Source organism: Streptomyces sp. NPDC020875 (assembly GCF_040641415.1).
Classification (GTDB): Bacteria; Actinomycetota; Actinomycetes; order Streptomycetales; family Streptomycetaceae; genus Streptomyces.
The window spans coordinates 20,208-37,276 of sequence record NZ_JBFADP010000072.1 but is presented as its reverse complement, the minus strand read 5'-3'; the positions used below and the strand labels follow the sequence as shown (position 1 = coordinate 37,276).

Sequence of the window (17,069 nt, the reverse complement as noted above, 5' to 3'; positions counted from 1 at the left end):
CTCGACGCCCTTGGACTGTACGACCAGGTGTCCGGTCGAATCCGGAACGGCCAGCACCTCCACCCCACCCAGCACGAGCGGGTCACCGCCGCCCTTGCCACCGGATCCCGCGAACCCATCCGGTCCAAGAACGGGCGCGAGCTGAAGGCGCAGTTCGCGCCGCGCCAGCTCGAACACTGGCTCGGCCTCCCGCTGGCACGGCAGGAGGCGACCGTGTCCCGGATCCTCCTGCCCCGCGTCGTTCCGGGCGCCGCCCCCTGCGCCGCCCCGACCGACCGCCGCGTCGGCCGTGGGGACTTCTTCACCGCCCACGCCGACGACCGCTACCCCGACGTCCTCGGACTCCTGACCGGGGCACCCGACGCCCCCGCCCAGCGCGACACCGTCCTCGATCACCTCGACGAACTGCCCCACCACGAGGTCATCCTCAGCCACGACGTCAAAGCCAGCGGCGAGATGCTCAACTCCATCTTCGGCTGACCCGTCCGGCCCCCCGGAAAGACCATCACCGGCCCGACCACCTGACACCACGCAAGGATCATGGCGCAACTCCATCACCGGGCACTCAACCGCCCGGCTCTCCCTCAGATCGCGGCCGCCGTCGTCATACACGACGGCCGCCTCCTCCTCATCCACCGAGCCGTCCCCGAACCGGATCTGGCCTGGCAGTTGCCCGCAGGCAAGGTCGAAAAGGACGAGAAACCGACGGACGCGGCCGCACGGGAGAACCAGGAGGAGACCGGCGTCGCCGTCCGCCCCGATCTCCTCCTCGGAGACCGTATCCACCCCGTCACCGGCCGCCACGTCTTCTACGTCGCCTGCACCTACCTGCGGGGCAAACCAGTACCGGCCGCCGCGGAAGTCGCTCTGGCCGCCTGGGTCCCGGTCCACGAACTTCCCCGTTTCGTACCGAAGGGGTTCTACGAACCCGTCCAGCGCTACATCACCGACACCGCCACCGGGCCGAGGGGGCTGACGTGACCGCGAAGACCTGGCGCACGGTCCGGACCGTTCAGGTGGGCGACGTCTGGCTGATGCGGCATCCTGCGGACGGCGGCACCGTCGTCGTCACCATCGGCGGCGAACTCACCCTCGACGTCGCCAAACCCGTCCGTGACCTGGTCTCCCTCCTCCTGACCGAGGCGAAGGTCAAAAAGAGGATCAAGTCCCTGGTCCTGGATCTCCGCCCGGCGGACTACGTCGTCCCCCGGTTCGTCATCATGATCGTCGACCTGCAAAAAGAGGCCAGCGCCCAGGGCACCGGCCTGGAAATCGTGGTCGGGTCCCGGGCGCGCCGGGCGCTGGAAAAGCTCCGCTTCCTGCCGACCGGCGACCTCTTCGCCCATACGAAGGTCCGCTATGCCGTGGCCGCAGCCCGGGCCACCACCGGAACCGCCCGGGCCACCACCTGGACGGGAGGGCGCTGATGGGCTCGCGCGGCCGGGCACCGGGAAGCGGCGTCTCCGGGACGGCGCGGGAGGTGGCCCGGGAAGTGGCCCGGGAGTTACGGGCCCGGATCACGGCCGGGCGCTGGCCGCCGGGCCACCGCGTCACCCGGGCCGAGGTGTCCGCCGAGTTCGGGGTGAAAGCCCACCCTGCGGGGATGGCGCTGCGCCTGATGTGCGCGGAGGGGCTCATGGAGTTCCGCAGAGGCCACTGGACCCGGGTCCTCGGCCCCGCCCAGACCCCTCTCGTCGGCTCCGTGAGTGAGCGTATCGACCGCGTCCTGCGGCACCGGATCGTCGAGGGGATCTACCCGCCCGGGTTCCGGCTCCCGCTGGACGACCTCCGCGGCGAGTTCAGGGCGTGCCGGGGCACTCTCTCCCGCGGCATGGCCGGGCTGCGGGCCCAGGGCGCGATCGTCATCGCGCGCGGCACGACGGCCGTCTCCACCACGGTGGACCGCATCCCGGAAGCCGAACTGCTGAAGTCCTACAGCGAGGCGGCCCGTCGCCTCAGACCCCTCGTGCTCGGCTATCCGCTGGGCGCCGTCGTGCCGGAACCGGCCCTGGCGCAGGCCGCAGGACTGACAAGGGACCAGGCCCGTGCCGCCTGCCACGAACTCGTGGCCGTCGGGCTCCTCATCCCCCAGAACGGAATCGGCGCCTTCCGCCGAAACCCTCGCCCGGATCGGCACCGGCCCCTCTGGCCGTAACCGCAGCCCTGGACCAGCCCGCCCCCTGACACCCCCGGAGACGACACCACATGCAGCAGCAGAGGTTCTTCGTCGGACACGACCCCGACGCCTTCCGCGTGGCGCTCGCCGACGCGGACGCCGCCTTCATCTCCTACGTGAGCCGCACCGACTCCTACCACCGCGTCCCCGGCGACACCACGGCCCTCCACGAACTCACCCGCTGGGTCGAGCTGAAGCACCAGAAATGCTCCGACCGGGGCCTGCTGCGGTGGGTCCGCTGGACCCCCGCCACCCGCCAGACCCCCCAGTCCTGGGAAACCGTCGACGTCATGGCCGAATCCGGCGGCGAAGCCGCCCTCATCCTCGAAAAGACCGGTGCCCAGCCCCTGGTCACCATGCCGGTCGAATGCGAGCACTACGCCTACGGCCACCTTGACGTCCACTTCGAGGTCACCACGAACGGCTGCTACGCGCTCATCACCGTCGACCCGGATCCTCTCGGCCGCGCTTCCTCGCCCCTCCACAGGGAGCTGCGGAGGAAACTCCAGCTCACCGGCAGGAAGCCGCAGCCGCCGCTTCAGTGGGCCCTCCGGCCCGCCGCATCCCTCTAGTGAGGAGCACCGCCATGGACCAGTTCTACGACACCGGCGCCGACGCGGCCCCGCTTGCCCTGGCTCTGTCCCGGACCGGCGCCGAGCTGTCCGGCGGCGGCCGCCGGACCGACGCCTACTACCGGCCGCCGACCTGCACCGCCGCACCGCGCGACCTCACCGAATGGCTCGCCATCCGGTACGAGCCCCTGCCGGTCCTGTGCCACGTGCGCTGGCTCCCCGGCCAGCCGTACGAAATCGCCGAAACGACCGTCGACTCGGGCAGGGCCGCCCGGGACTTCCTCACCTGGCTCGGCGCCTCCCACGTCCGCGACATCACGGTGCGCTACGAGGAATGGACCGCCCTGGGCGGTGACATCACGGTCACCCTCGAACACGTCGACGACCGGTGGACCACGAAACTGACCGCCCCCAGCCTCCTGCGGCCGCCCCCGGCCGCCACCTTCGCCCGCGCCGAACAATGCCTCGGCGACCCTCTCGGCCCGCGCCTGGCCGCCCCCCGCCGGATCACGGACTTCCTGCCCGCCGGTTCCCCGGAACGCGCCAAGGGGAGCACGTGAACGCCCCGGCCCCCATAGTGCGGCCCGGCCCGGCGGTCGGCGGCGCCTACCTGCGCACCGCCCGCCAGGACCAGCGCCTCTTAGCCCGCCAGATCGCCCGGGAAACCGGCCTCAGCCTCGAAACGGTCCGCCGGATCGAGACCGGCCGGGCCCTGCGGGACGACCACCCCGGCGTCGACCGGCTCATCGACAGCTACTGGCCCCACTGGCCCGTCCACGCCCTGGAACTCTCCGAGATCATCCGTACCCGGTGCTGCGTCACCGACCGAGGCGAAGGCGCCCGCGACCGGCTCGCCGCCGTCGCCGCCCAGTCCACCAGCCTGTCCCTGGCCAGCCTCGACACGATCCCCGCACCGCTCCGGGCCCCCCGCTACCGGGCCGCCCTCGGCGATACCACCCCGCCCTTCCCGGGAACCACCGGGCTCCGGGCCGCCGACCGCGACACCCGCCTGGAGATCTTCCTCGGGGAGGCAGCCCTCCACCAGCTCGGAGACCGGGACACCGCGGCCGAGCAACTCGGGCTCCTCCTCGACGTCGCCCGGCACCACACGGTCCGGATCATCGGCTGGAACCCCCACCCCGACGTCGGGCACGTGCCGCTGCGCTCCGGCTACGCATACGGGCACTCCCGGATCGGCCCCGTACCGGTGCCGTTCGTGGACGCCGACGGGACCGGCACCAGCTACCCGGGGCCCGACGAGGCGTTCGGCGTCGGGTACCGGCTGGAGCTGTGCCGCCAGACCGCCCTCTCGCGGGACACGAGCCTCACCCTCCTCCGCGCCGCCTACCGGGACCGGACGGACCGCACGCCCGCCGCCCTTCCCGCCTGACCCGGCCGCCCCGTTGCGGGGCGGCCGTCACCGGCCGGGGCCGTACCGCAGCCCCGTACCCTCACCGAACAGGAGAACCATGCCATCGGATGTACTCCGCACCCTGACCCTCAACCTCGACCACGACGGAGGACCGCCCGGCCCCAACGGCGAACTCCCCGAGTCCTTCTACCTCGCGCAGGAGCTGATCGCCGCGTCCCGCCCCGATGTGGTCGCTCGCCAGGAAATGACCTGGTCACAAACCCGGGAGAGTGCCTGGGAAAGCGTACGGGCCGCCGCCGACCACCGGTTCGGCGAGGCCCAGCGAATCCTCGGCATGACCGGCTACCGGGCGCCGAAGGGCCACGGGAACAACCCGACCGCCATGTTCGTCCGCAGGGAATCCTTCGCCACCGTGGAGCAACAGCCTCACTTCCTGCACTGGCGAACCCCGCCGACGGTCGTCCGTCTGACCCTGCCCGAGGCCCCGGACGCCGCGATCACCGCCGTATCCGTCCACATGGCCTGCCACTCCATCGACGTGCGGCGGGTGGAGACCGACAACTTGACGACGCTCGTCGACAAGCTGAAACTCCACCAGGAGCCGGGCCCCGCCGCAGGGCTGGTGGTCATGGGCGACATGAACGGCTACCCGACCCCGGAGGGCGAAAGCACGCCGCCGGTGGAATGGAGCACCGTGGAAGACCGCGCCCACCGCCACCACCGCGCCACCCAGCGGCCGGACGGCACCTGGGAGTCGTGCACCTACACGGACCGGACCCTGCGCAACACCGGGATGGCCGACGCCGCCCGGTGGGCCGCCCACCACCTCGGCCAACCGGCAGCGCTCGCCCCGACCGCCGGACACGGCAAGCCCGGACAGGGCGGACCCGCGCGGATCGACCGGACGTACATAAACGAGAACGACGCCGACTGCATCCTGGACGTCACCGTCCTCGACACCAGCGGATTCACCGACCATCACGCCGTCGTCGTCACCCTCTCCCGCCGCAAACTCGTCGAGAACCTGCGCCGCAGAGCCCCCTACACCCCGGTTGAACTGGCCGGATAGCAACTGCGGGCGGGTGGCGGCCGCCACCCGCCCGCTCCTGGCCCACCGGCCCAGCCGGGGACCAGCCGAGCCGATGAACCGCAGGTGGAGATCATCACTGCCCGCCGTCGTCGTCGTCCTCGCCCGGCTCCGGCGCGTCCGGGTCGACGCGCAGCGGACGGACGGTGCGGGACCCTGCGGGGACAGAGGCGGGCCCGCCTCCGAGGACGCCGCGGGCACGGAGGTCGTCCAGTTCGATTTCGGGCCGGTAGAGGGGCTGATGGTCGAGGTCGGCGTTAGTGGCGTGGACCCGTGGCTGAGCAGGGCCCACCACACCGGTCTCCAGACCGGTGTCGTAGGCGCTGCGGGCGGGGCCCCGACCAAGAGGGCGGCGCGGTCTCATAGGAAGAGATCATCCTCCCCCCGGCCCTGACACGGCAGCGGTCCCCGACAGGAAGTAGTCCTGGCGGGGACCGCTGCCGTACATGGTTCAGCGGCGGCGGCCGGAACTGCTCTCGCGCCCCGGGGCCGGGGCGGCCGAAGCGGGCCCGGCGCTTGCCGGAGGAGCCGCAGACTTCTTCGCGGGCCGGGACACGGTGATGGAGCGGGACCGGGCGGCCTGCGTGCTGAGCCGCGCGGGAGCCGCGAGCATCGGCGCGGCCAGCTCATCGACCCGCGCCAGCCGCTGCCCCCACTGCTCCGGGCTCTCACCGACGGGCTGGGCCACGGCGGCTCGGCGCTCCACGAAGCCCTGACGGGTTGCGACGTCCCACGGCTGCTGCCGGGTCTCCTCGACCACGTCGCGCACCGGGCGGGCCGGAACCCAGACCCCCGCAGCGTTCAGACGCTTGCTGAAGGCGATCCCGCCGGCGTCGACCACGTGGAGGGCTGCGGCCAACTTCCGCTCCTCCACGACCGTCATGATCGCCGGGACACCGTCCAGGACCAGCTGCTGAAGCTCCATCGAGACCAGGAAGCTGTAGCCGGGGCCACCATCGCCCATCGCCTTTCGGTGCCGGTCCATGACGCCGACCTGGGACAGCGCCGGATGCAGAGCCGTGTAGGCCAGCTCGGCGCTGTACCCGTCGGCTTGATACTCGGAAAGCCGGGCGAGGGTGTATTCCTCGGCCGTGTACGGGCCGATCAGCATGATGTCGAGCCGCCGCGTGATCACCTCGGCCCGGATCATCGCGCGGAGATAGTCGGCGTCCGGGCCACACAGGCGCGCAGCCTCCAGTACGCCGTGCGCCCTGGCCAGACCGTCGTAGTGCGGGTGGAAGGCGTAGTGGTCATCGCCGTCGTACAAGACGATGTCCGGCACGCCCAGCTGCTCCGCGACCAGCGTCCGAAGAGACGTCTTCCGAGAGCCCTGGGGCCCGCCGAGAACGATCACCCGGGGCGAGTCCCGGGACGCGTGACGGGCCAGCCCCGGCCGTACGTCCTCCCGGAAGATCTCTTCGACCTGGCTGTCGGTCAGGCGCCGGGCCACGGGAGTATCACTCACCAGGGCCCCCGGTGCCGCGGACCGCAGCGAGCTGCCGGGGGACCTCCTTGAGAATCTCCTCGATCCGGGCCCGGTCGTCGGCGGTCAGGCTGTCCCGCTCAGCCAGAAGGGGCGCGCGTTCCGCGCGCAGCTCCCGGGCCGCCTCCGGGGTCGGTGCGGCTCCGATCCGGGCGCTGTACGCGGAGATCAGCGCGTTGAGCAAGGCCCGAGCCTGCTCGTGGGCGTCCATCTCGGCGACTGTCCACCGCGGCTTCTTGCTTGGCATCTCGTTCCCCCGTGGATGGTCGACCGCTGTCAACGGCCGTTTGGGATAAGCCGGTTGCCTCTAGACTCCCATGTAAGCAGTGAGCGATCTGTCGCATTTTCGTACCAGGGAGGACCCCATGCCACTGTCACCGAGCGAATGGCACAAGAGCACCTACAGCGGCGATTTCGAGGACGCCTGTGTGGAAGCACGCGCGCTCGCCGCTGGCGACGGCGTCCATGTCCGGGACTCCAAGGACCGGTCCCGGCGCGCCCTTGACGTTTCCGCCCCGGCTTGGACGTCGTTCCTCACCGTCTACAGGCGGCAGTGATCTCCGGCCTGTGACTGCCGTCGAACCAGGGAAGGCCCCGGGACGTGTCCCGGGGCCTTCGTGGTCGCATGATCCACCGGAACGAGGAGATCAACCATGGCAGATGCCCTTGAGCCCCTGCTCGCCCACCTAGCCGACCGGGAGCAGCAGCGTGTCGACGCCACACTGGCCTGCCTCACCGACCGGGAGCGCCGACTGATCCGCGAAGCCGCCGTGATGGGCTACGCCCAGGGCCAGAGGCGCCCGACAGGCGATCTGACGGACGCGGCCATCCTGGCCCAGGTCGTCAGAGCCTGTCTCGAAATGCCGGATCTATACCCCGTCATCAGCGGAGTTCAGCGGTGCGCCGAATGCGGCCAGCCGAAGTACGCCCACCGAGACGGCGGCGACGATCCCGTTCTGCCCGGTACCCGCGTAGCGTGCGACGCCGTCGAATGATCGTCGCACCGCGCGGTGCCGCGCGGGGGCACTTCCGGTACCCCGCTACTCCCGCACACCTACTCCGGGTCGGCGGCCGCCGCCGTTTCCGCCGTGAGCTGGCGCACGGTTCGGGACTCCCGCGTCGGGCGCAGCGGGGCACCGTCCGGGCCGCGTACGTGCTCGATCACGGTGATCTCCTCGTGGTGGTGGCTTTCCCGGGCCGGGTCGTCCCGGTGGAGGCGCGGATTCATGCAGTGCGAGCGGTCGTACTCCGCGATCACCTGCCGGTAGTCCAGCGTGCGCCCGCTCGGTACGGCCCCGGCAGGGGCCGACTCGGCGGGCTGAGGGCGGCGGCCCCGCAGCGTGACGAGGTGAACGGCGGAGTTGTCCTCGACGCCCTTGCGTCGGTCACGCCGTAGATCGGTCGGCTTGCGCGGCTGAACGCGCTGCTGGGTGATCGGCCGCTTGGTGACCTGTTCCTGGGTGATGAAATCCCAGCACGCGTAGACGACGTGGGCGATCTCGTCAGTGGTGCCGATATGCATCGGGCCCGGGGTATCGGTGGCGCCGATCGTGGTCTCGTTGTCGGCGAGAAGCGGCGGCGTGCCGGGGACGGCATGGGTGGGCCGGGCCCAGAGGGTGAGCCACCACGTCGGCTTCTCCCGGCCGTCGACTGCCTCGATGTGCCGCACGCCGTCGGGCCCGAACCAGCGCCAGAACGGCTGACGGGGCCCCGCGACGGGGGTCGGCCGTAGATGCCCGGGGGCGTGCGCGAAGTCGGCGGCCCACGGCCCCCAGGACACCGCGACGATGTCCGCCGGCCGTTCCTCGCCCTCCGAAACGGTCCGCACGAGGGGCTTGCCGAAGGCGATGAACCCGCGCTTGGCGGGCACCCGGTGCGGGGCCAGCGGCCCCTTGCGGCCGCGCTCCGCCTTGCGGATGGCGGCCTCGGTCATCTCCTCGTCCACGTGGTACAGCCTGGCCTTGGCGAGCCGGTCGTTCTCCTGCGCGAGCAGTACCCGGGCCGCGTCGTCGGCGGAGTTCAGGTACGGCACGAGGGTGCCGGTGTTCTCGAACAGGGCGAGGGCGAGCCGGTTGACGGCGGGCTTGCCCTGATGCGCGCTGATCAGCCGGGCGCGCAGGTCGGGCAGGCGCCGCGGGTCGATCGGCTCGGTGGTGGCTATCGCGGGGAAGCGGCGGGGACCGGCTTCGAGCAGCGCGTGAACCCCTGCGCCGATCGCGAGCAGTTTCTGCGCGTTCTCGGTGGAGGCCGCACAGAGGGCTGCGATCAGCTCGTGGAGCTGGGCGTCGTCCTCGCCGTCGATCGCGGACTGGAGCAGGCTGGCGATGGCCGGGGGCGCGGCAGGGAGGTTCCGCGCGACGCTGAAGTGACCGTAGCCGCCCGTCTGCCAGCGTTCGGCCGCTTCCCGGCACATGCTGAGCAACTTCGCGACGACTGGCGCCTGCCGGTCGAACAGGGCGATGTGCGCGCTATGGGCGCGGAGCTGATCGGCCACCTCTGCGGTCGCGCCGGACAGGGCCTCTCCAGTGAGGGCGGCCAGACGCTCGGCGAGAGCGACGTCCTGCGCGGTGCGGGCGGGACTCGGACGGTCGGTGATGCCGGACATGCCCGCCAGTATCCCAAGGGTGACGGGGCCGGGAACCGTTCCCGGATGTCGGCCGTCTGTGGAAGCGCCCGGGCGGCCCGAGCATGGTCGATACGGGGGTTGCCGCCTCTGGAATCGTCACGCGGACTGTCTGTGACGTTTCGTCGGCGGGGTGAGGATGTCCCGGGCGATGGAGCGGTGGGTGGCGGCGGTACGGCGGTGCTCGGTGGCGACCGGCTCCTCGACGGCGGCGAGCCGGTCGTAGACCTCGGCGAGCGCGAGCGTGCGGGTGGCCCACACTGCGCGCTTCTCCTCGGCGGTCGGCGTCCCCGACGCCTCCATCACCGCGCCGTACGCGGCGGTGCACTCACCGCGCAACTTCTCGGCCCCGAAGCGGAGTTGCTCGGCTTCGGACCGCAGGTAAGCGGCCTTGGCGCGGGCGTCCTCGTCGTGCAGGGAGGCCAGGAGGCCGCTCGGGCGGTCGCCGCTTCCGGGCAGCAGGACGGTGTACCAGCGGTCCAGGTCGGCCGCATGGCGTACGGAGTCGCGGTCGCCGCCGGTGAAGACTCCGGCGCGGCGGCGGCCGAGGAGGATCCAGTGGCCGACGCGGGTGGTCCAGCGCTCGTGGGCGGCCTGCCGGGTGACCTCGGCGGCGTCGCCGATCTCGGCCCAGCTGGCGCCGCGCTCGCGTTCGGCGGTGACGGCCCGGCCCACGAGTTCGTCGGCCAGGGCCTTCAAGTGCAGGGCGTCGCGCAGGAGCGCGCCGCGGTCGTCGGCCGGATACGGCTGCGCGATGTCGCGCAGCGCCGCTTCGGCGATCTCCACGAGGGTCTGCGCGCGGGCGAGCATCGCCTCGTCGCCGGGCGTGAGGGTCGCGGGTTGTCCTCGGTCGGCGGGATCGGTGGTCTCATCCATGACCGTCAAGGTACACCTGACAGAGCGGCACGTCAGGGGTTCCCTGACACTTCCTTCCGGGATTCCTCCGTCCGGGCGGCCCGCCCGGGCCCCTCGCAAACACACAGGATAATTACGGTTATCCTGTGCGGATGGTGACGGCCGATCAAAACATCACGTATTCAGGTGAATTGCCCGACATGCCGGGTGTGGGGGTGGACTCCGCGCTCGACGACGATGCGGCCGTCCTCAGCGAGGGGCTGCGGCTGGCGGAGAACCGGGTGTGGGACCTCGACCCGCCGGGGCGGCTCCGCCTCGCGCTGGTGACGCTCATCGGCACCCGCCGGGAGGTCGTCGCGGACTACTCGGACGCGGCGATCGACCTCCAGTACGCGACGGGCGCCGACGCGGAGCAGCTGCGCGCGGCCGTCGAGCGGCTGGCCCCCCTCCTGCGGCGGCTGGCCGACCGGCACCGACCCGCCGGCCCCGGCGACGGTGCCACGGCGGCCACCACCACGGCGCTGGTGCGCTCGCCCCGGGCGACGCTCGCCACCGTGCGGCGCGACCCGCGCGACCTCTGGCCGGAGCACGCGAAGAAGCTGTACGACCACCTGGTCGGCCTGTACGGCGAGGACGACCCGCTGCCCACCCTGGCGGCGTCCTGGATCGCCCACCAGCGCTCGGCCAACACCCAACGCGCGTACGCCCGTGGGTTGCGGGTGTTCGAGGAGTTCGCCCGGGAACACGGCGCGCACCCGATGGGCGTCCGGTTCTCCCTGGCCGACGCGTTCCGGATGTGGCTGGAGCAGGCGCCGACCTGGGTCCGGGTGAAGGGCGGGGCCCGCGGGGAGATGGTGCGGACCGGGGCGCCGTACGCGGACGCGTCCCGGGCCAACGCCCTCTCCGCGGCCTCCAGCTTCTTCGCCTACCTGGACAAGGTGAGCGACGACGGGGTGAAGAACCCCTTCGACGCGGTCCAGCGGCCGTACGTCGACCCGGACTACTCACCCACCCCCGGCTACACCGAGAAGGAGTGGGCCACCCTGGTGGTCACCGCCCGGGACCACCACCGGGCCGCGGCGCACCGCAAGCGCGCCTACGCCCTGCTGCTGATGCTCTACACCCTCGCCCTGCGCATCGACTCCCTGCTGTCCGCCCGGGTCGCTGACCTGGGGCACGACAAGGGGCACCGGGTGCTGCTGCTGGAGAAGGTGAAGGGCGGCGGCCGGAAGAAGAAGCCCATCCCGCCGGTGGCCTGGGCCGCGCTGGACGACTACCTGAGCAGCCGCGGCGTCGACTCACCGTGGCTGTTCTGCACCGCCTCCGGCGGCCAGCTCGACGAACCAGCGGTCTGGCGGCTGCTGCAAGCGCTGGCCAAGCGCGCCGGCCTCGCGCTGCGCGGACCGCACGGCGTCAAGGGCGACGCGGTCACCCACGCCCTGGCCAAGCCCGACGCCCGGCCCGACAAGGTCCAGCGGTGGGCCGACCACAAGGACTCCCGCACCACCCAGCGCTACAACCGCCGCCGTGAACTCCTGGACGACAGCCCCGGATACGGCCTAGGAGCCGACATCGCCGGGGTGCTGGCCCACGGCGCGGACTGAGCCCACAGCCTCATCACTACGGCCCTGAACAGGGACTCTCCCCTGTTCAGGGCCGTAGTGATGAGGCTCAGCGCCGGGGCACCCGGCGTTTTGCGTCTGAGGCGGTCACCGGCCGGGTCCACGGCCATTCCCGGCCTCCCCACCCGCCCGCAGCGGGCAGTGCCACCGCGGTCGGGTCCGGGACGCGGAAGTCGTCGGTCTCGTATTCCTCAAACAACCGCTCCTCGGCGGCCGTACAAGGATCATGTCCCTGACAGTCATCGCAGACGCAGTCCTCCGGGCATGGGGGCCAGCATTGAGACAGTTCTCCACGGCACACGATGCACTCCTCGCAGGTATGGGCGTAGGGGCACTCCCGGCTCAGGCCGCCCGGGCGGGCCGAGCCGGGAGCAAGGCCCCGTGTGTGCGGGGAGGAGATGTGATCGCTGTTCGCACACATAGGGCGAAGAGGATCGGCTCCGCTGACGCGGAGAGTATGCCGGGAAGCTCGGAATGTCCGGCCCATCCCCGCTTATGCGAGGAGGTGGCCAGGCTACCACCGCGAGGAGACCGTGGGGCCGAAACGCTCCCCCGCTGGGGATGTCAACCCGCGATGCCCTGTTGCGTCGGATACGGCACATTATCCGAGCCGATACCGGTCCCGCAGCCGCATCACCGGATCGAGTGGAGAATTCAGCCATCGTTCTCCCCGGTCTCGACGCGGACCCCGCCGACGGGCCAGACTCCATGAAGACCGGGGAGAACCGGGACTGAATTCACCGGACGCCCTGTATGAGAGGACGTGCATGACCGACACCGAGACCATCCGCCTCACGGCCGATGTCGTGGCCACCACCCCGGACGGCCGCGTGCTGCTGATCCGGCGCCGCTGGGCCCCGCACCAGGGGTCGTGGGCGCTGCCCGGCGGCCACCTCGACCCCGGCGAGGACAGCCGCACGGCGGCCGCCCGGGAACTGCGCGAAGAGACCAGCGTGGCAGTGGCCCCGGACGGTCTGCGGCAGATCGGCGCCTTCGACACCCCCGGCCGCGACGAGCGCGGCCGCTACGTCACCATCGCCTACGCCGTCACCGTCCCCACCGGCACCGCCGTGCACGCCGAGGACGACGCCACCGACGCCCGCTGGTGGCCCCTGAACGACCTGCCCACCCAACTCGCCTTCGACCACGCCGACATCCTCGCCAGGGCGACCGCCCCGTCGCACCACAGCGGCCACCCTGTGCGGATCAGCATCGAAGGCGCGGCCCCGGCGCTCGCCGAGGAACTGGTCGCGCTGGCTGCCCGGCATCACGCGGAGCTGTCCATCAGCACCGTCCACCCGGGCTGGACCGTCGACCGCGCCGAGCGCTACCTCCGCGACCTGACCGCGGGCTCGTGCCGGATGGCCGAACTGGTCGTCGGCGCGGACGGCTACCTCGGCGCCGACCACCTCCGCCGCGAAATCGGCAGGCTCAACGGCGCCTCCAACGGCCTGAACCGGGCCGTCAAGCGCGGAGTCCGCAAGGGCTGGTGGCCGGAGGGCACCCCGGTGCCCATTACCCCCGTCTCCAACCCCGACAACCCCTCCTGGCACGAGAACATCGCCTACCGGATGGACCAGGAACTCGTCCCCGTCTTCCGCGAAGCCTTCACCCGCAAAGCGGCGGGCAAGAAGGCCGCCGAGGACCTGGGGCTCTCCCCCGGCGGCACCGGCAAGACCAGCACGGGCGGCAGTGTCTTCGCCGCCACCGGCTACCGCCCCATCGACCTGGACGGCGGCGCGCTCCCGGCCGACGACGAAGACGAGAAGGAGGCACGGCCGTGAGCCTGCGCATCCCCCGCAACGCACAGCGGGTCTTCTACGCCACCGAGTCCACCACCCGGACCAAGCCCGACGGGACGGTCATCCGGGTAGCCGGGCGAGAGCAGCGGTCGACCACCTTCCGTGAGGCCAAGGCGTTCCTCGACGGCCTCGGCGTGCCCGGCGGCGTCACCGTCTGGACCGAGCGCAGCCAGCAGACCAACGCGTACGCCGACCGCCACGCGGACGGCACCTGGTGGGCCCTCGACCGGCTGACCGGCACCCAAGTCCCCCTGCCCGACCCCGAGAAGAGACACTGACATGTACCGATTGGATGCTGTCCCGCCCGCCGTCGGCGCGGCCGCTCTCCTCGCGGCCGCCTTCGCCCTTCCGCTCAACCCTTTCGCGTCCTTCGCCCTGCTGATCGGCGCGGCGGTTCTCGGCGGCCTCGGCTTCACCCGGCTACTCCAGCACCCCACCACGGGCCTGCCCCCGGGCATCATGCTCCAGGCGACGGCCGGGACGGTTTTGGGGGCCGCCTTCTTCGCCTGGCTGTTCTCCGACACCCCCGGCGTCTTCTGACCCCGCGAGTCAGCGCGGCCAGACGGCATCAATGAGGTACAGCGCCCCCCAGGTCACCAGGAACGCCACCCCTGTGGCGACTGCGGCGAACCGCGCGGACAACAAGCGCCGGTGGAGACCCAGGCGCCCGCACAGCAGCCACGTCGCGTACACGCTCGCGGTTCCCAGCGCGGTTACCCCCACGACCATGGCGACGGGGGCATCGACCGCCGCGCCGGACCGTGCGGCAACCAGTGTGGCGACCAGCCCGACCACGGCGCCGGACAGCGCGGCCAGCAGCTGCCGGGGACTCCCAATCTCAAAGGACATACCCGCCACCGTACGGGCACCCGGCCCCGCACTTCACCCCAATAGACAAGGAATCAATCCCCCAGGCTTCCCGGTCCACCTCGGCCGACGAATGGCCCGACCCGGGCCCCCCGCCGAAGTGCTCGCGGCGCCTGCGGACCGTCTGACCAACCAATCCGATCGCACCAACCCCGCGCGCCGGACGCGCGGGTTGTCTCAGATAGAACACCACCGAGGGAGCTATGAGTACGTACCTGACGGATCTCGCCGCCGCGAAGCGCGCCCGCCGGGCGTGGGGGTGCACGTGCGGAGCGGACAACCCGCCGTCGTACGACGCCTGCCACGACTGCGGCCGCCCGTCGTGGACCTGCGCGACCTGCGGCAACGTGACCACCTGCGGGCGGAGCGACTGCGAGGAATGCGGCAACACGATGCCCGCCGAGCTGCTGGGCGACCGGGAGGAGGGCTTCGAGATGACGTACGAGGAGTGGATCGCCACGCAGATCGGCCCCCGCGTCGTCGGCGGCCGGTACCACCACGGCGACGACGGCAGCGCGTACGAGGTGCTCGCGATCGAGCCCGGTCCGCGGCCGCTCGGCGTCTGGCCGGTGTGGGAGATGACCGTCCGGTACGACCAGGGCGCCCGGGAGACGACGCACTGCGCCGGCTGGGACGCCAGCCGCGACACCGTGGTGTCGCAGCCGACCACCGCCGGGGCGGGCTCGTACTGAGCACCGTGATCGCGGGTGCCCGACGGACCGCTGGGCACCCGGGCCATTGGCTGGTCAGGTCCGGTGGGCGAAGAACTCGCGGAGCCGGGCGACCAGGCTCCGGTCGGGTCTGCGGGCGATGACGCAGGGCGTGCCGATAGTCCGGGAGGCCAGCCGGTCGACCTCGCCTTCGAGGTGGCCGGTGGGCGCGGCGGCGGCGGATCCGTGGCGCTGGACGTAGCGGGCGACGGCCTCCAGTCCTTCGATGAACGCCGCGTCCGGGGGGATGCTGCTGTCGTCCATGGAACCGGTGAGCTGGTGGTACCAGTGCCGGGCTTCGCGGTCCTCTCCGAGGTGGGCGTGGTGGAGGTGGAGGCAGTAGGCGGCGGCGCGGCTCCCGGCCCCGGCGGCGAGTTGCCACCAGAATTCGGCGGACTCGCGGTGCCCGGCCAGGTGGAGGAGGCACGCGTAGACCAGGGCGCCCTCGACGTCGAGGGTGTCGTCTTCGTCCCGGCCGTGGGCTTCGGGTTCGGGGGCGGGATCGTCGTCGGAGGAGATACGGGCGACGTGGAAGGCGGAGCCGGGGCCGTTGAGGATCCATCGGCAGACTGTGCCGAGCCGGTGCCCGGCCTGGGCGGAGCGCTCCATGTCCGGGGCCGGGGCGGCCGGGTCGGCGGCATCGGCGGCGAGGCGGCGCAGAGCGGCGCCGACGTCGAAGGCGGCCGGGGGGGTGATGGATATGGCGGCGTCGGCCAGGAGGTCGTCAATCGTGGTAGTCGCCGGGCGGTTCACGTGCCCCTCCTCTTCTCGTCCTCGCCCAGGAAGATACCGGCGTGCTTTGCGAGCCAGTCTTTGATGGCGGCTTTGCCCCTGCGGCCGTGGTAGTCGACCGTACGCTCGTCGATCCCCATGTAGCGGGCGATACGGCTCGTCGGGTATTGCAGGAGGTAGCGCAGGACGATGACGGAGTACTGGCGGGGCGGAAGTGCGGTGATGGCCTCGTACAGGCGGATGGAGTCCTCGGTGATCTCCATGCGGGACCGGATCGCGTCGAGGGCCCGGGCTATGGGCCCGTTGATGACGTACGCGGGCCCCCGCTGTTCCCTCGCGAGCCGGGCGCTGACATGGCGGTGCAGGACGCCGAGGGTCTGCTGCTCCAGCTCGCCCTCCCGCAGCAGGACGTCCCAGCCGGTCAGGATCTCCAGGAAGACCCGGTGCACGGTCTCCTCGGCCGCCCGGCGGCTGCCGAGGTGGAGTTCGGCGAACGTGTGGAAGAACTCCTGGTGGGTCAGATAGAACGCCTCGAAATCCAGCGGCAGGTCCAGAGGTAAGTCCACCGGCTGGCTGCTCTCCTGAGGCGATACACCCGTGTCGCTCACGCCGCGCCTTTCGTGCTGAGGGTCGGAACGGGCCGGTCCCTCCCCTGTCATTCAGGGTGGACCGGCCCGTGCCGGGAGCCCTGTGGCTCCACCCCTCACGATGTCGGGAACGGGCGCCGATCACTCATGACCCCCCGAAAAAAATCACACGATGATCATGGCCGGACACTTTGAGTAGCACATTCCGTCGAACCTCACCCCTGAGCAATGCCCTGACCAGGCAGAACGGCGGAAACGCTTGATAGAAACCGAAACCTTCCCCGCCTGTGACGTGAGTCACATAGGCTTGGATTCGGCCCCGACCTGCTTGGATTCAGCCCATGACGAAAATCGAACTGCCCGACGAACTCATCCGGCTGGAGGCCGCCGCGTGGGCCGAGATCCGCGACGGACGGCTCACGGTGGAGTCCGCCGCCGCCGTCCAGACCGCGATCACGGAGTTCGCACAGGAAGGCGGGCACAACCGGTACGAGGTCGAGCATGCGCTGAAGGCCCTGGCCAGGGGCCAGGACACGGCAAGCGCATGACGTGCGGTCGCCGGGCCTCAGCGGGCCGGGGAC

The 17,069-nt window shown here is 71.5% G+C and carries 22 protein-coding genes and 2 pseudogenes; 16 read left to right on the top strand and 8 right to left on the bottom strand.

Features of this window, described 5'->3' with window-relative positions:
• The 8 genes and pseudogenes from AB0G74_RS30670 to AB0G74_RS30635 form a co-directional block, all read left to right on the top strand.
• Positions 1-480, top strand: a pseudogene (locus AB0G74_RS30670) (hypothetical protein); the annotation flags it as partial.
• Positions 481-540: 60 nt separating this feature from the next.
• Positions 541-981: an NUDIX hydrolase gene (locus tag AB0G74_RS30665; RefSeq protein WP_361152858.1), complete on the top strand. Its 441-nt coding sequence runs from the start codon at positions 541-543 to the stop codon at positions 979-981.
• The gene (locus tag AB0G74_RS30660; RefSeq protein WP_361152856.1) at positions 978-1,427 is read left to right on the top strand and encodes a hypothetical protein; all 450 of its coding nucleotides are present in this window, start codon (positions 978-980) and stop codon (positions 1,425-1,427) included. Before AB0G74_RS30665 ends, AB0G74_RS30660 begins: the two co-directional genes overlap by 4 nt.
• Positions 1,428-1,480: 53 nt before the next feature.
• The gene (locus AB0G74_RS30655) at positions 1,481-2,155 is read left to right on the top strand and encodes a GntR family transcriptional regulator (protein WP_361152853.1); all 675 of its coding nucleotides are present in this window, start codon (positions 1,481-1,483) and stop codon (positions 2,153-2,155) included.
• 50 nt (positions 2,156-2,205) lie between these two features.
• A complete protein-coding gene (locus AB0G74_RS30650; protein ID WP_361152851.1) occupies positions 2,206-2,748 on the top strand; it encodes a hypothetical protein in 543 nt (180 codons plus the stop codon).
• A gap of 14 nt (positions 2,749-2,762) precedes the next feature.
• Positions 2,763-3,308, top strand: a complete 546-nt coding sequence (locus tag AB0G74_RS30645; protein ID WP_361152849.1) for a hypothetical protein — start codon at positions 2,763-2,765, stop codon at positions 3,306-3,308.
• Entirely contained in the window at positions 3,305-4,138 is an 834-nt protein-coding gene (locus AB0G74_RS30640; protein ID WP_361152846.1) for a Scr1 family TA system antitoxin-like transcriptional regulator, read from the top strand. The genes AB0G74_RS30645 and AB0G74_RS30640 overlap by 4 nt, the downstream gene beginning before the upstream one ends.
• A gap of 79 nt (positions 4,139-4,217) precedes the next feature.
• Positions 4,218-5,189, top strand: coding sequence for an endonuclease/exonuclease/phosphatase family protein (locus AB0G74_RS30635; protein ID WP_361152844.1), 972 nt, complete (start codon positions 4,218-4,220; stop codon positions 5,187-5,189).
• Positions 5,190-5,283: 94 nt separating this feature from the next.
• On the opposite strand, the gene AB0G74_RS30630 is transcribed toward AB0G74_RS30635, so the two are convergent.
• From AB0G74_RS30630 to AB0G74_RS30620, 3 genes are all read right to left on the bottom strand, one after another.
• Positions 5,284-5,571 (bottom strand): hypothetical protein, encoded by a 288-nt coding sequence (locus AB0G74_RS30630; protein ID WP_361152842.1) that lies wholly within the window; start codon positions 5,569-5,571, stop codon positions 5,284-5,286.
• A gap of 87 nt (positions 5,572-5,658) precedes the next feature.
• Positions 5,659-6,672, bottom strand: coding sequence for a zeta toxin family protein (locus tag AB0G74_RS30625; RefSeq protein WP_361152840.1), 1,014 nt, complete (start codon positions 6,670-6,672; stop codon positions 5,659-5,661).
• Positions 6,665-6,937, bottom strand: coding sequence for a hypothetical protein (locus AB0G74_RS30620; RefSeq protein ID WP_361152837.1), 273 nt, complete (start codon positions 6,935-6,937; stop codon positions 6,665-6,667). The genes AB0G74_RS30625 and AB0G74_RS30620 overlap by 8 nt, the downstream gene beginning before the upstream one ends.
• Before the next feature lie 118 nt (positions 6,938-7,055).
• Between AB0G74_RS30620 and AB0G74_RS30615 the strand changes: the two genes are divergently transcribed.
• The gene (locus AB0G74_RS30615; RefSeq protein ID WP_361152835.1) at positions 7,056-7,247 is read left to right on the top strand and encodes a DUF397 domain-containing protein; all 192 of its coding nucleotides are present in this window, start codon (positions 7,056-7,058) and stop codon (positions 7,245-7,247) included.
• Between the two features lie 96 nt (positions 7,248-7,343).
• Complete coding sequence (locus AB0G74_RS30610; protein ID WP_361152833.1) at positions 7,344-7,685, top strand: hypothetical protein; 342 nt, start codon at positions 7,344-7,346, stop codon at positions 7,683-7,685.
• 59 nt (positions 7,686-7,744) lie between these two features.
• Here the strand turns inward: AB0G74_RS30610 and AB0G74_RS30605 are convergent, their stop codons facing one another.
• Both AB0G74_RS30605 and AB0G74_RS30600 read right to left on the bottom strand, forming a co-directional pair.
• Complete coding sequence (locus AB0G74_RS30605) at positions 7,745-9,295, bottom strand: hypothetical protein (RefSeq protein ID WP_361152830.1); 1,551 nt, start codon at positions 9,293-9,295, stop codon at positions 7,745-7,747.
• A gap of 117 nt (positions 9,296-9,412) precedes the next feature.
• Positions 9,413-10,189 (bottom strand): hypothetical protein, encoded by a 777-nt coding sequence (locus tag AB0G74_RS30600; protein WP_361152827.1) that lies wholly within the window; start codon positions 10,187-10,189, stop codon positions 9,413-9,415.
• A gap of 179 nt (positions 10,190-10,368) precedes the next feature.
• Between AB0G74_RS30600 and AB0G74_RS30595 the strand changes: the two genes are divergently transcribed.
• The 4 genes and pseudogenes from AB0G74_RS30595 to AB0G74_RS30580 all read left to right on the top strand — a co-directional run bounded on the left by AB0G74_RS30595 (position 10,369) and on the right by AB0G74_RS30580 (position 14,132).
• On the top strand, positions 10,369-11,772 hold the full coding sequence (locus tag AB0G74_RS30595; RefSeq protein ID WP_361152860.1) for a tyrosine-type recombinase/integrase: 1,404 nt from the start codon (positions 10,369-10,371) through the stop codon (positions 11,770-11,772).
• 785 nt (positions 11,773-12,557) lie between these two features.
• Positions 12,558-12,959, top strand: a pseudogene (locus tag AB0G74_RS30590) (NUDIX hydrolase); the annotation flags it as partial.
• Positions 12,960-13,570: 611 nt separating this feature from the next.
• A complete protein-coding gene (locus AB0G74_RS30585; RefSeq protein WP_361152824.1) occupies positions 13,571-13,870 on the top strand; it encodes a hypothetical protein in 300 nt (99 codons plus the stop codon).
• Position 13,871: 1 nt separating this feature from the next.
• Positions 13,872-14,132 (top strand): hypothetical protein, encoded by a 261-nt coding sequence (locus tag AB0G74_RS30580; protein ID WP_361152822.1) that lies wholly within the window; start codon positions 13,872-13,874, stop codon positions 14,130-14,132.
• 9 nt (positions 14,133-14,141) lie between these two features.
• On the opposite strand, the gene AB0G74_RS30575 is transcribed toward AB0G74_RS30580, so the two are convergent.
• Positions 14,142-14,441, bottom strand: a complete 300-nt coding sequence (locus AB0G74_RS30575) for a hypothetical protein (protein WP_361152819.1) — start codon at positions 14,439-14,441, stop codon at positions 14,142-14,144.
• Positions 14,442-14,662: 221 nt separating this feature from the next.
• Here AB0G74_RS30575 and AB0G74_RS30570 point away from each other — a divergent pair, with 221 nt between their 5' ends.
• A complete protein-coding gene (locus AB0G74_RS30570) occupies positions 14,663-15,151 on the top strand; it encodes a hypothetical protein (protein ID WP_361152817.1) in 489 nt (162 codons plus the stop codon).
• 54 nt (positions 15,152-15,205) lie between these two features.
• On the opposite strand, the gene AB0G74_RS30565 is transcribed toward AB0G74_RS30570, so the two are convergent.
• Together AB0G74_RS30565 and AB0G74_RS30560 are read right to left on the bottom strand one after the other, a co-directional pair.
• Positions 15,206-15,922: a hypothetical protein gene (locus tag AB0G74_RS30565; RefSeq protein WP_361152814.1), complete on the bottom strand. Its 717-nt coding sequence runs from the start codon at positions 15,920-15,922 to the stop codon at positions 15,206-15,208.
• Positions 15,919-16,467, bottom strand: coding sequence for a sigma-70 family RNA polymerase sigma factor (locus AB0G74_RS30560; protein WP_361152812.1), 549 nt, complete (start codon positions 16,465-16,467; stop codon positions 15,919-15,921). Before AB0G74_RS30560 ends, AB0G74_RS30565 begins: the two co-directional genes overlap by 4 nt.
• Positions 16,468-16,829: 362 nt before the next feature.
• Between AB0G74_RS30560 and AB0G74_RS30555 the strand changes: the two genes are divergently transcribed.
• The gene (locus tag AB0G74_RS30555) at positions 16,830-17,036 is read left to right on the top strand and encodes a hypothetical protein (RefSeq protein WP_361152809.1); all 207 of its coding nucleotides are present in this window, start codon (positions 16,830-16,832) and stop codon (positions 17,034-17,036) included.
• Positions 17,037-17,069: the final 33 nt, after the last annotated feature.

Excerpts from the sequence above, each read along its gene's own strand:
- AB0G74_RS30665 (WP_361152858.1), top strand. The coding sequence starts at position 541 with ATGGCGCAACTCCATCACCGGGCACTCAACCGCCCGGCTCTCCCTCAG.
- AB0G74_RS30650 (WP_361152851.1), top strand. The coding sequence starts at position 2,206 with ATGCAGCAGCAGAGGTTCTTCGTCGGACACGACCCCGACGCCTTCCGC.
- AB0G74_RS30645 (WP_361152849.1), top strand. The coding sequence starts at position 2,763 with ATGGACCAGTTCTACGACACCGGCGCCGACGCGGCCCCGCTTGCCCTG.
- AB0G74_RS30635 (WP_361152844.1), top strand. The coding sequence starts at position 4,218 with ATGCCATCGGATGTACTCCGCACCCTGACCCTCAACCTCGACCACGAC.
- AB0G74_RS30630 (WP_361152842.1), bottom strand. The coding sequence starts at position 5,571 with ATGAGACCGCGCCGCCCTCTTGGTCGGGGCCCCGCCCGCAGCGCCTAC.
- AB0G74_RS30620 (WP_361152837.1), bottom strand. The coding sequence starts at position 6,937 with ATGCCAAGCAAGAAGCCGCGGTGGACAGTCGCCGAGATGGACGCCCAC.
- AB0G74_RS30615 (WP_361152835.1), top strand. The coding sequence starts at position 7,056 with ATGCCACTGTCACCGAGCGAATGGCACAAGAGCACCTACAGCGGCGAT.
- AB0G74_RS30610 (WP_361152833.1), top strand. The coding sequence starts at position 7,344 with ATGGCAGATGCCCTTGAGCCCCTGCTCGCCCACCTAGCCGACCGGGAG.
- AB0G74_RS30605 (WP_361152830.1), bottom strand. The coding sequence starts at position 9,295 with ATGTCCGGCATCACCGACCGTCCGAGTCCCGCCCGCACCGCGCAGGAC.
- AB0G74_RS30600 (WP_361152827.1), bottom strand. The coding sequence starts at position 10,189 with ATGGATGAGACCACCGATCCCGCCGACCGAGGACAACCCGCGACCCTC.
- AB0G74_RS30595 (WP_361152860.1), top strand. The coding sequence starts at position 10,369 with ATGCCGGGTGTGGGGGTGGACTCCGCGCTCGACGACGATGCGGCCGTC.
- AB0G74_RS30580 (WP_361152822.1), top strand. The coding sequence starts at position 13,872 with ATGTACCGATTGGATGCTGTCCCGCCCGCCGTCGGCGCGGCCGCTCTC.
- AB0G74_RS30575 (WP_361152819.1), bottom strand. The coding sequence starts at position 14,441 with ATGTCCTTTGAGATTGGGAGTCCCCGGCAGCTGCTGGCCGCGCTGTCC.
- AB0G74_RS30570 (WP_361152817.1), top strand. The coding sequence starts at position 14,663 with ATGAGTACGTACCTGACGGATCTCGCCGCCGCGAAGCGCGCCCGCCGG.
- AB0G74_RS30555 (WP_361152809.1), top strand. The coding sequence starts at position 16,830 with ATGACGAAAATCGAACTGCCCGACGAACTCATCCGGCTGGAGGCCGCC.